We start from the raw sequence: 11,226 nt of genomic DNA, 5'->3' as shown, positions 1-11,226 counted from the left end.
TCAGGCGAGTACTTCGACGTCCCCAACGGGAACTCCTGTCCTATGGATCATCACGATCCAATGATCAGGGTGTCCACGCTCAAGGGGAAACGCCCACGTCGACTTCACCCAGCTCCGCGAACAGGAACCGGCCGCCTCCGGCTTCGGCACGGCCGCCTGAGCACCGAAGGACCACGGCGGGCTGTGGGAACTCCTCGATGAACTCCGGGAACCGGGCATCGAGCGCCGGATCGCGACTGCCTGGCCGGGTGTCACGGCTGGACCTCCGGCGCAGTTGGCGCGGCTCCCGCCGCGCGGCCGTCGGCACCGCAGACATGGCGGGATCAGCATCGTGAGCCGCTGGAAGCGGCTCGCAGGTCCGGGACTTCTGGCGGGTTGACCCCAGGCGGCGGACCGGTAGCGGGGCGGGAAGAGCGGCGATCCCGTCCCGCTACCGGACTGACGGCAGGAACGCTCTAGCCGTCGACGAAAGTGACCGTCTCGGCGAGCGGGGCCCGGTCGATGCGGTCGTGACACGCGACCGGGGCCTCGAACCCGATGGACACGCCGCAGAACAGGATCAGTCCGGGTGGGGGCAACACGGCCTCTGCGACGGTCCGGCAGTACACCGACCACGCCATCTGAGGGCAGGTGTGCAGCCCCTCGGCACGCAGCAGCAGCATGACGGTCTGTAGGTACATGCCGAGGTCGGCCCATTGGGCCGGTCCCATGTCGCGGTCGATGTAGCAGAACAAGGCCGCGGGCGCACCGAAGCAGTCCCAGTTCGCGGCAACGGCCGCCTCACGCGACCGCCGGTCCTCGCGTGAGATTCCGAGCGCGGCGTAGCGCTGCTCTGCGGCGGCGGATCGGCGCTCCCGGTAGGGAGACTTCAGTTCGGGCGGGTACATCTGGTACTCCCGCTCGTCCCCGAGGTCGCCTGCGGCCACCCGCTCGGCGGTGCGTTTCTTCAGCTCCGCCAGCGGCGCGCCAGTCAGCACGTAGACGTGCCAGGGCTGGAGGTTCGCCCCGGACGGTGATCGGGCTGCGGCAGACAACACACGTTCCAGCGTTTCCCGGGGGATCGGCTTCCGGCTGAACCGGCGCACTGCACGTCGGCTCGCAACCGCTTCGTAGACGTCCAAGACAAGCTCCCTGCATATCGACTCTGGCCCCGCCAGCCACCTGGTGTCGGGACCCTCTACGGTGGTGACGGTCGGCGACGGGGAGAGGTGACCGGTGAGCGCGCACGACGGCCTCGCAGAGGGCTTCGAGACGCACCGCAGCCGGCTGCGCGCGGTCGCTCAGCGCATGCTTGGCTCGCACAGCGAGGCGGAGGACGCCGTCCAGGAAGCCTGGCTGCGACTGGCCCGGACCGAAGCCGACGCCGTGCACAACCTGGGCGGCTGGCTCACGACGACGGTCTCCCGCATCTGCCTCGACATGCTGCGGGCCCGCGCATCGCGGCGGGAGGACCCAGCAGGCCACCCGGTGCCCGATGAGGGCCCAGATCCCGCTGCGGGTGGCCGCCCGGAACAGGAGGCAGTGCTGGTCGACTCGGTGGGCCGCGCCCTTCTGGTCGTGCTGGACAGGCTGGGCCCCGCCGAGCGTGTCGCGTTCGTGCTGCACGACATGTTCGTCGTGCCGTTCGACGAGATCGCCCCCGTCGTGGACCGTTCCCTCGCCGCTGCGAAGCAGCTCGCGAGCCGGGCCCGAAGCAAGGTGCGGGGCGCCCCCGCCGTCCCCGGCGCGGAGCTCGCCCGGCAGCGGCTCGTGATCGAGGCGTTCCTGGCGGCGGCGCGAGCGGGCGACATCGACGCGGTCCTCGCGGTACTGGCGCCCGACGTCGTACGGCGTGCGGACCGCGCGGCCCTTCCAGAGGGCAGACCGGTCGAGGTGCGCGGTGCGCGGGCCGTGGCGGAGGAGATCGTCGTCTTCGGACGGAACGCGCACGTCGCGGAGCCGGTACTCATCGGCGGCGCCGTGGGGATCGCGGTCGCGCCGTACGGACGACTGCAGCTCGCCCTTACCGTCACGACGGCCCGCGAGAGGATCACCGGGTACGAACTCATCGCCGACCCGAACCGACTTCAGCAACTTGATCTGGCCCTCCTCGACGAAGCCATTGCCCTCGGCGGCTAACCAGCCGCCGAGGGGCATAGCGATCAGATGTCGGCAAACGAACGACTGGCGACAGGCGCGAAGGGCGTCCAATGAACCCGGACTTTCCGGGGCCCGGCGGCGGCGCCGATCCAATGAGATCCGATGGCGGCTGATGACAGGGTTTGCTGACAGCTAGGGTCGAATGCGACCACGAGAACGGGAGCGGCATGGCCAACCTGGTCTACAAGCGGGTGTCGACCGACCAGCAGTCGACCGACCGTCAGAATCTCGTCCTGGACGAAGCCGGGATCGAGGACCCGGTCGTCTTCGAGGAGCAGGCCGGTACCTCCAGCCGCCTCCACCCACTGGAGCGCCCGAAGTTCGGCGAGCTGCTGACGTACGCGCGGCCGGGCGACACCGTGCACATCTCAGAGATGTTCCGCCTGGTGTGCGGCACCGGGCACATTCTCGACGTGCTCGATGTCCTCCACCGCGACCGCCTCGCCCTGCGCATCCACGACGGCGCGTTCTCCGCGATGGACCTCACTGCCCGCCACCCGCGCACCGGCGAACTGCTGTCCACCGTGAAGTTCATGGTGCAGACCCTCGCCGCCGCCGGCGAACTCCAGCGCGACCTACAGCGGCAGCTGACGTACGACGGGCTGCGGGCCGCCGAGGCGAAGGGCAACAAGGGCGGGCGCCGCTCCGCCGTCCCGGCCGACAAGACCGACGCCGTACGCACCGCGTACCTGGAAGGCCGGTCCATCGCCGCCCTCGCCCGCGACCACGGCGTCAGCCGCGGCGCCATCCGTACCGCCGTCGCCGACCTCCTGCCCGAGCACTGCGCTTGCCGAATACCTCGTCCGTGCAGGTCACGCGGCATGTTTGTATGCGTGGAGGATGCCGCCAAGGCGGTCGTGGCGTCGTATGTCGAGGTGGCTTAGCTTGTCCGGATCGTCGATTGGTGTCGGCAGTGGGTGTAGTGGTCGGGCGTTTGCTATGCCCTGGTGCGGTCGGTGTGTGTTGTAGAACTGCTCGAACTCTCGCAGGGCGTGGAGGAGGTGGTGCTGGTTCCAGATCAAGGTCCGGTCCAGGAGCTCGTGTTTGCAGGTCTGCACCCACCTTTCCATGATCGAGTTCATTCGCGGCATCTGGATGCCGGTGAGGATGACCTCGATCCCCGCGTCTTTGAGGACGTCATCGAACAGTCCGGGGAACTTCCCATCCCTGTCCCTGATCATGAACCGTGCCCGGCAGCCTACGTCCTCGACGTCCATGACCAGGTTCTTCGCAGCCTGGGTTACCCAGGAGGTGGTCGGGTGTGCGGTGGCACCCAGGACCCGGATGCGGCGACTGCTGTGCTCGATCACCGCGAATATGTAAATCCGCGCGCCGGACAGGGTGACCGTCTCAAAGAAGTCACAGGCCAGGAGGGCGCCGGCTTGGGAGCGCAGGAAGCTGGCCCACGTGCTGGAGCTCCGGCCGGGCGCCGGATCGACGCCGGCGTCCTTGAGGATCTTCCAGACGGTCGACGCGGCCACTTTCACTCCCAGCACGAGCAGTTCGCCGTGCGGACGCCTGTAGCCCCAGTTCGGATTCTCTCTCGCCAGGCGCAGTACCAGAATCCGGATGGAGCGCACGGTACGAGGCCGACCGGGTCGCTTGGGTCGTGATGAGGCGGCATGCTGGCGTCTTGCGAGGTTGCGATGCCAGCGCAGCACGGTGTCAGGACGTACGAGCAGTCGAAGACGCCGTAGAGTGGGGAACGGCATCCGGTGCAGCAGCGCAGCCAGGAGCGCCCGATCGCTCGGAGTGAACCGTAGTCGGGCACCGCCGAGTTGGCGTTCGAGCACCGTGATCTGATGACGGAGAGCCAGGATCTCCGCATCCTTGTCCCGGTCGCTCATCGGCAGCAGACGCAGCAGCGCGAACGCGTTGGTCACGCCCAGGTAGGCCAGTCGCAGCAGCACGGTGGATCATCATGACGCGTGAACCACCGACTACGCGAGAGCGCCTACCCGGGCGGCGATGCCGACGACCGCCGGTCCCGATACAGGCCTCCGACCAGGGCGGATGACATTCTCGGCAAGCACAGTGCGCCTGTACGTCTTTGCTGTCATCGAGCACGCCACCCGTCGCATCCGGGTCCTCGGCGCCACGGCACACCCCACTGCGGAGTGGATCGTGCAGCTCGGACGCAATCTCCTCATGGACCTCGAGGACGCGGACGGCAAGGCGAAGTTCCTCATCCGCGACCGCGATTCGAAGTTCACAGCCGCCTTCGATGCCCTGATGACTGATGCCGGTCTGAAGGTCGTCACCACCGGCATTCGGATACCCCGGATGAACTCGGTCATGGAGCGCTGGATACAGACCTGCCGAACCGAACTCCTTGACCGGACCCTGATCTGGAACCAGAGCCACCTCCTCCACGCCCTGCGCGAGTACGAATCCTTCTACAACGAGCACCGCCCGCACAGAGCCCTGGAACAAGCCGCCCCATGCCGCCCGCTACCCACACTCATTACACAACAAGCCCTGCTCACCCACCTGGAAGTCCACAGACGAGACCGGCTCGGCGGAACGCTCCACCAGTACCAGCACGCCGCCTGAGCTGCGCGGATGATTTATCGGCACCCGCAATGGCCGTGGGTGAAGGAGCGCAAACAACGTCCCCAGCGTCGATGGGGCCCGGATCCCGCCGAAAAGCACCGACATGGCCCCGTGCCGCAGCCGGTCGGCGTCCTCGATACTGTCCGCCCCCGCGCACATCGCTGCGATCAGCGACGTCACCTTCGCCGCCGGGTTCGCCCCGCCGCTATTGCCCGCCCCGTCGATGCGTACCGTCTCGCCGGTCAACTCCGACAGCCCTACACGCCTGGCGAGGCGCATCACCGGAACCAGCCCGGCGTCCGCGATCAGATTCGGTTCATCAAAGCCTGCGGACACCGCACGTGGCGGCATGGAAGAATGCATCCCGGAGATGCACCTCCGAACTGGTCGAGTAGAAGCCTAGAGAACTCCTATTCCCCCAAGTCAGAGCGCATCTCCACTTTTATGTCCAGACACTGGACCAACCTCACCCGGTGGATCGAGGCTTAGACCGCCCGTGGGCAGGTGGTCAGTTCTGGTTTGGGGAGGGCAGGGCGATGTCCTCGGCGTCCTGCCCGGTCGCGTCGGCGGGGGCCGTGGCGGTCTTCGGCGCGCGCAGCACGGCGGCGGCGAGAAGCGCGCCCACGACCTCCAGGGCTGCGGCCACGAGAAAGGAGACGTGGTAGCCGCCGGTCGCGGCCTCGGCGGGGCTCTTGCCCTGGCTGACCAGGGTGCCGGCCCGGGAGGCGGCCAGTGCGGCCAGGATCGCCACGCCGAGGGCGCCGCCGATCTGCTGCGTGGTGTTGACCAGACCCGAGGCGAGGCCCGAGTCGGCGGGCGTCGCACCGGACATGGCCAGCCCCATCACGGCGGGGAGCGAGAGGCCCGCGCCGATGCCGAGCAGCAGCACGGACGGCAGGACGTCGGCAGGGTAGGACGCGTACGGGAAGTCTGCCGAGCAGGGCCAGCGCGACCGCCGTGATGACCATGCCGACCAGCAGCACGGCGCGCGGGCCGAAGCGGGTGATGATCTTGGCGGAGTAGCCGAGCGAGATCACCGCGATCACGATGGGACCGGGCAGATAGGCCATGCCGGTCCGGACCGAGCTGTATCCCGCCACGGACTGCAGATAGATGGCGAGCAGGAACTGGAAACCGAACAGGCCCGCCACGAACAGGACCATGACGCCGTTGGCGCCCGACAGAGAGCGCGAGCGGAAGATCCGCAGTGGCAGCAGCGGGTTGCTCGCCTTGGCCTGCCGTAGCACGAATCCGGCGAGTAGGACCAGGGCCAGGGCGCCGAACCCGAGAGTCTGGGCGGAGCCGAGTCCGTCGTTCTCGATCTTGTTGATGGCGAAGACGAGCAGCATGAGACCCGAGGTCACCAGGACGGCACCCACCAGGTCGGCACCTGCGCCGAAGCCGAGCCCGCGGTCCGGCTCGAAGAGACGGGACGCCGCGAGGAGGATGACGGCACCGATCGGCACGTTGATGAAGAAGATGGAGTTCCAGCCGGCCGCCTCGGTCAGCACACCGCCGGCGATCACACCGATCGAGCCGCCCGCGGCGGCCACGAAGCTGAAGACGCCGATGGCCTTGGCCTGGTCGCGGGGGGCCAGGAACATCGTCACGATCATGCCGAGGGTCACGGCGCTGGCCATGGCACCGCCGACGCCCTGCACGAACCGGCCGAAGATCAGCAGTTCCTGGCTGTTGGACAGCCCGCACAGCAGCGAGGCCGCCGTGAACAGGGTGACACCGGCGAGGAACATGCGCTTGCGGCCGAGGAGGTCGCCGAGCCTGCCGGAGAGCAGCAGCAGACCGCCGAACGCGATCATGTAGGCGTTGACCAGCCAGGCGAGGTTCGACTGAGAGAAGTGCAGCTCCCTTCCGATCGTGGGCAGCGCCACCGTGACGACGCTTCCGTCCAGGACGATCATCAGCGTCCCCGCGCAGAGTGTGTACAGCGACAGCCAGCGTTTCCGCTCGGCCTGAGCAGCCGTGTCGGCAGCCATGGGTGACCTTCTTTCCCAAAGGGAACAACTTGTTACGGGGTTCATGATGTGTGACCCTGAAAAGCCGTGGAAGGAGGCACTTTTATGTCCCAGAGGAACAGTGCTGTGACCGCGCAGGTCCAGGCCCCGGCCGCCTCGGCGGGCGACGAGGGCACCAGCTCTGGCGATCAGGAGCGGACGGCGTGCACGGTGCTCCAGGTGCTGGATCGGGTGAGCGGCAAGTGGGCGATCGGCATTCTGCTGGAGTGCGCCCAGGCCACCCGCCGGTTCACCGAACTCGAACGCTCGGTCAAGGGCATCAGCCGTCGCATGCTGACGCTGACCCTGCGTAATCTGGAGCGGGACGGGCTGCTGGTCAGGACGGTCTATCCGACCGTGCCGCCGAAGGTCGAGTACACGGCGACACCGATGGCCGTGGAGCTGTACGAGTCCCTGGCGTCCCTCGCCATGTGGGCGGAGCGCCACCGCTCCGCCATCGCCGACGCCCGCAGTGAGTACGACCGCAACGCGATCGCCCCCACGGCGATAACCACTGCCTCCTGACTGCTGGTCAGCCTAATGTAGGTGGCGATGTCCGAGCTTCGGGAACGAGTGGTCGAGCGCCTGACTGCGGCGCACAGTACCAGCGATGCCGCGCCTCTCCGCGACCAGGAGGCGGCGGCCGACGCGCTGGCTCTGCTGGGTGAGGCGGCACCGTCGCCCGGGGGTCCGGTCGATCTCGAAGCGGTGGCCGCCGTGTTCTGGACGTTCTGGGGCCGCGACCATGGCGCAGAGGACCTGGAGGCGGCCGTACAGGACGGGGTGGTCGGGGCCGCCACCTTCGGTTTCCTGTGCCGCGTCTGCCCGAGGAGGCCGGACTCCCCGAATCCTTGAAGGAGAACTTCGACCCCGCCGACTCGACCCACAAGGCGCGGTTCGCGCACCTGGTGTGCTCGGTGCATGCCGACGTCGCGGTGAACGGAGCACCTCAGGAGCGGGCGGCGGCGCTCAACCGCGCGCTCGCCTGGTCGGACGCCGCTCTTGAGTCCGTACGCGCCGACGACAATGTGGGTTTCCTCGAACTGGCCATCTCCGCACACGACTTGTGGGTATGCCAATCTCAGACGAAGGCCGACCCGGACGGGCTGGTCGCCGCCGCCCGCTACGGACGGGAGGTGTGCACGCGGCTGGCCGCCGAGCCGGGCCTGTTCGATCCTGACGGGGCGCGGGCCGCAGCCGCGGCCTGTCTGCGCACGGTGGTGGACTCTGCTCGGCTGCTCGGCACCCCCCGGCTCGCGCAGGTCGAACGGCTGGTCGCGGCCGTGCCGGACGACGCCCTCACCTCGGAGACCGCGGACGGGCTGCGGTTCCTGCGGAGGCTGGACGCCCAGCCCGTCACCTGGCCCGGTGAACGCGACCTGCACGTTGGTGCGGTGATCGCCGACGCGGGCGTCGCCGAGCAGGACGCGGGTCGTGTCGCATGCGGCGTACGCCGGCTGCGGGCGGCCCTCGCCGACACTCCGGCCGGTCACCCCGAACGTACCGCAGTCACCGTTGCCCTCGGCCGGGCGCTCGCCGCGCTCGCGCGGGCGTGCGACGACGCCGACGCGGCCCTGGAGGCGACCGAACTGCTCGCCTCGACCGGGGGCTTGAGCGGCGAGCACAGCGAGATGCTCGCCGCGTACCGGGAGTTCGAGCTGTTGAGCGAGAGCGATGACCCGGACGCCCTGGGACGGGCCGCACCGCTGCTCGGTCGCTTCGCTGCGTGGGAAAGGGAGCGTGCCGCCCGCGAGGGTCGACAGATCGATCTCGACCTCGAAGTCCTCCCCCTGGGCGCCGGATTCGAGCCCGATGACAGCGCCGACGAACGCATCGGCCGCTACCGCTCCGCCCTCGCCTGTGGGGGCCGGAAACGGTGTCACCCTATGCGACCTGCTTGTATTCGTGGATGAGGCCACCGAGCCGGTCATGCCGGGAGACTTCTGTGCTGTCGCTGGCTGATCGCGGTTCAGGTGCGGTCAGCGGGGTTGGTGGTCGTTGTCCGAGGGATCGGTGCGGCCGGTGTTGGCTGTAGTGCTGTGCGTATTCGCTGACGACGAGGTGGAGATGTCGTCGTCCGGTGATCAGAATACGGTCGGCGGCCTCGCGGCGGCATGATCCGATCCAGCGTTCTGCGATGGCGTTCATCCGGGGCACGTGGGGCAGTGTTGGAAGGATCCGTACGCCGATCGCCTGAAAGACGGCGTCGAAGCTGTCGGTGAAGTAGGCGCCGCGGTCCCGGATGAGGAACCTGATTGACTGGGCATGGTCGCCCAGGTCCATGAGGTAGTTCCGTGCTTGCTGGGTAACCCATGGGCCGGTGGGGTGTCGGGTGATGCCGGCGATGTGTACGCGGCGGGTGTCGTGCTCGATGAAGAACAGAACGAACCAGCGCCGCAAGAAGACCGTGTCGATATGGAACAGGTCTGTGGCCACGATCGCAGTGGCCTGCGCTTTGAGGAAGGCAGACCAGGAGCGGTCCGTGCGCTGCGGCGACGGGTCGATCCCGGCCTCCTTGAGGATCGACCAGACAGTCGAGGCGGCGATATTGCGTCCCAGGCCGACGAGCTCACCGTGGATGCGGCGGTATCCCCATCCGGGGTTCTCCCGCGCCAGACGCACGACCAGTTGCCGCAGCGCCACTGGTTTGGGTGGCCGACCCGGTCGACGGGCCGGGTAGGTCCACTTCCAGGCGATGAGCCGTGCGTGCCAGCGCAGGACCGATCGCGGAGTGACCAGCAAGGCCACCTGGTTGCGCCGCTGCTTGTTGACGAGTCGGAGCAGTGCCGCCATGACGGCCCTGTCGCTCCAGGAGAAGCGGGGCGGTGGCTGGGATCGCCGCGCGATGGCGAGTTGATGCCGGAGCATCAAGATCTCTGCGTCTTTCGCTGCACTCGAGCGAGCGAACAGGGCAAGCCATCGGAAGGTCTGGCAGACGAGCAGGTAGATCAGCCGTATCACCACGACCGGCATGCTGCCTCAGAACGGCTTGCGGCCTGCTGAGCTTTGACAGATCCCAACCAGCAGGTCATCCCGGGTGACATAATTCCCGGCACCTACAGGGCATGATCCCAGCAGACTGACCACACCCCGCTCACCTGGGGCGATGACTTTTCGAGCGGCACAAGATTCCCTGCTCGCCGCCCACCCCTGTAATCAACTCCGTTTGTTTCATTGACATTTCACTCAGAAGTCGTACGTTGGGAGCGCTCCCATGGCGCCTTTCAACTGGAAGGAGTTCCCCCCACATGCGCAAACAGAGCCCATTAACCGGGCGTTCCCGGTCGGCCCTCCGCCGGCCTCTCCAGGCGCTCGCCATGCTGTTCGCCGTGGTTGTCGGCGCACTGACCTGGTCGGCCCCCGCCCAGGCTCACGGCTCCGTCGTCGGCCCCGCCTCCCGCGCGTACCACTGCTGGGAAAGGTGGGGTAACGACCACATGAACCCGGCCATGCAGACCGAAGACCCCATGTGTTGGCAGGCCTTCCAGGCCAACCCCGACACCATGTGGAACTGGATGAGCGCGCTCCGCGACGGCCTCGGTGGCCAGTTCCAGTCGCAGACCCCCGACGGGACGCTCTGCAGCAACAACCTCTCGAGGAACGCCAGCCTGAACAAGCCCGGGCAGTGGAAGACGACCACCGTCGGCAACAACTTCTCGGTCCACGTGCACGACCAGGCGTCCCACGGTGCCGACTACTTCACGGCCTACGTGAGCAAGCAGGGCTTCGACCCCAAGACCCAGACCCTGGGCTGGGGCAACCTCGACTTCATCACGCAGACCGGCCGCTTCGGCCCGGCGACGGACTACACGTTCAACGTCAGCACCTCCGGCTACACCGGACACCACATCCTGTTCGTGATCTGGCAGGCCTCGCACCTCGACCAGGCCTACATGTGGTGCAGCGACGTGAACTTCGGCTGAGCAGGGGAGCGCCGCACACGGCACCGGTCTCTGCCGGGCGCCGGTAACCCGCCGCCCGGCCGGCCGAGCTCCGTCGGGGCAGGGGACCCATTTGGTCACCCTGCCCCGACGGGGCTCCCTTCGCTCCTGGCGTGAACGCGCCCGATCGCACGGCAGTCGCACGGTAGCCGGCTCCCCACCGTCTCGTCGTACGACTCCAGCACTCAACGGCCATTGAGACTCCCAGACCGTGGAGGCGGCGATCTTGATTCCCAGCGCTGCGAGTTCGCCGTGGATCCGTCGATATCCCCATGAGGTGTTCTCCCTGGCCAGCGCAGGACCGGGGCGCGTATCGATCGGATGGTGCGTGGGCGTCCGCGTCGCCTGGGTACGCAGGATGCGGCATGGCGCCGTCGTATGCCGAGGGCTGACTTGTCTGGATCGTCGATCAAATGGAGCAACGGGTGCGAGGGCCGTCAGTGTGGAGAGTGCCACCGTCACGTGAAGCCTGCCTGTGGGGTGGGTGCGTGTCAGCTTTCTGTGGGGTGTTGTTCGGGCCATGTGGTCTGGGTGGCGTGGTCGTGGAAGTCGGCTCGCAGGGTCAGTGCGCCGCCGAGGGC

Annotated in this window: 10 protein-coding genes and 2 pseudogenes; 7 read left to right on the top strand and 5 right to left on the bottom strand. The window is 67.8% G+C overall.

Going from position 1 to position 11,226, the window contains the following annotated elements:
* Window positions 1-455 precede the first annotated feature (455 nt).
* Window positions 456-1,121, bottom strand: coding sequence for a nitroreductase (locus ACWDSL_RS48440; protein WP_450495512.1), 666 nt, complete (start codon window positions 1,119-1,121; stop codon window positions 456-458).
* 94 nt (window positions 1,122-1,215) lie between these two features.
* Here ACWDSL_RS48440 and ACWDSL_RS48435 point away from each other — a divergent pair, with 94 nt between their 5' ends.
* Together ACWDSL_RS48435 and ACWDSL_RS48430 are read left to right on the top strand one after the other, a co-directional pair.
* On the top strand, window positions 1,216-2,118 hold the full coding sequence (locus ACWDSL_RS48435; RefSeq protein ID WP_450495510.1) for a sigma-70 family RNA polymerase sigma factor: 903 nt from the start codon (window positions 1,216-1,218) through the stop codon (window positions 2,116-2,118).
* A 188-nt stretch (window positions 2,119-2,306) separates the two neighbouring features.
* The gene (locus tag ACWDSL_RS48430) at window positions 2,307-3,023 is read left to right on the top strand and encodes a recombinase family protein (protein ID WP_450495508.1); all 717 of its coding nucleotides are present in this window, start codon (window positions 2,307-2,309) and stop codon (window positions 3,021-3,023) included.
* Here ACWDSL_RS48430 and ACWDSL_RS48425 read toward each other — a convergent pair.
* The gene (locus ACWDSL_RS48425; protein WP_450495506.1) at window positions 2,952-4,049 is read right to left on the bottom strand and encodes an integrase core domain-containing protein; all 1,098 of its coding nucleotides are present in this window, start codon (window positions 4,047-4,049) and stop codon (window positions 2,952-2,954) included. The two genes, ACWDSL_RS48430 and ACWDSL_RS48425, sit on opposite strands and share 72 nt — an antisense overlap.
* A 127-nt stretch (window positions 4,050-4,176) precedes the next feature.
* Here ACWDSL_RS48425 and ACWDSL_RS48420 point away from each other — a divergent pair.
* Window positions 4,177-4,692: pseudogene (locus ACWDSL_RS48420) on the top strand (integrase core domain-containing protein); the annotation flags it as partial.
* Between the two features lie 485 nt (window positions 4,693-5,177).
* Here the strand turns inward: ACWDSL_RS48420 and ACWDSL_RS48415 are convergent.
* On the bottom strand, window positions 5,178-6,686 hold the full coding sequence (locus tag ACWDSL_RS48415; protein ID WP_450495505.1) for an MFS transporter: 1,509 nt from the start codon (window positions 6,684-6,686) through the stop codon (window positions 5,178-5,180).
* A gap of 84 nt (window positions 6,687-6,770) precedes the next feature.
* On the opposite strand from ACWDSL_RS48415, the gene ACWDSL_RS48410 reads away from it, so the two are divergent.
* The 3 genes from ACWDSL_RS48410 to ACWDSL_RS48400 are packed head-to-tail and all read left to right on the top strand — an operon-like array spanning window position 6,771 to window position 8,617.
* Window positions 6,771-7,229 carry a winged helix-turn-helix transcriptional regulator gene (locus ACWDSL_RS48410; RefSeq protein WP_450495504.1) on the top strand — a complete coding sequence of 153 codons (459 nt, stop codon included), beginning with the start codon at window positions 6,771-6,773 and terminating at the stop codon, window positions 7,227-7,229.
* A gap of 21 nt (window positions 7,230-7,250) precedes the next feature.
* On the top strand, window positions 7,251-7,559 hold the full coding sequence (locus ACWDSL_RS48405; RefSeq protein WP_450495503.1) for a hypothetical protein: 309 nt from the start codon (window positions 7,251-7,253) through the stop codon (window positions 7,557-7,559).
* Window positions 7,517-8,617 (top strand): hypothetical protein, encoded by a 1,101-nt coding sequence (locus ACWDSL_RS48400; RefSeq protein ID WP_450495501.1) that lies wholly within the window; start codon window positions 7,517-7,519, stop codon window positions 8,615-8,617. The genes ACWDSL_RS48405 and ACWDSL_RS48400 overlap by 43 nt, the downstream gene beginning before the upstream one ends.
* Here ACWDSL_RS48400 and ACWDSL_RS48395 read toward each other — a convergent pair.
* On the bottom strand, window positions 8,589-9,677 hold the full coding sequence (locus ACWDSL_RS48395; protein WP_450495499.1) for an integrase core domain-containing protein: 1,089 nt from the start codon (window positions 9,675-9,677) through the stop codon (window positions 8,589-8,591). The two genes, ACWDSL_RS48400 and ACWDSL_RS48395, sit on opposite strands and share 29 nt — an antisense overlap.
* Before the next feature lie 344 nt (window positions 9,678-10,021).
* On the opposite strand from ACWDSL_RS48395, the gene ACWDSL_RS48390 reads away from it, so the two are divergent.
* The gene (locus ACWDSL_RS48390) at window positions 10,022-10,627 is read left to right on the top strand and encodes a lytic polysaccharide monooxygenase auxiliary activity family 9 protein (protein ID WP_352133434.1); all 606 of its coding nucleotides are present in this window, start codon (window positions 10,022-10,024) and stop codon (window positions 10,625-10,627) included.
* Window positions 10,628-10,783: 156 nt separating this feature from the next.
* Here the strand turns inward: ACWDSL_RS48390 and ACWDSL_RS48385 are convergent.
* Window positions 10,784-11,025, bottom strand: a pseudogene (locus ACWDSL_RS48385) (integrase); the annotation flags it as partial.
* Window positions 11,026-11,226 lie beyond the last annotated feature (201 nt).

The sequence above is a fragment of the Streptomyces sp. NPDC000941 genome, assembly GCF_053599555.1.
This window is presented reverse-complemented; position numbering and strand designations above follow the sequence as displayed.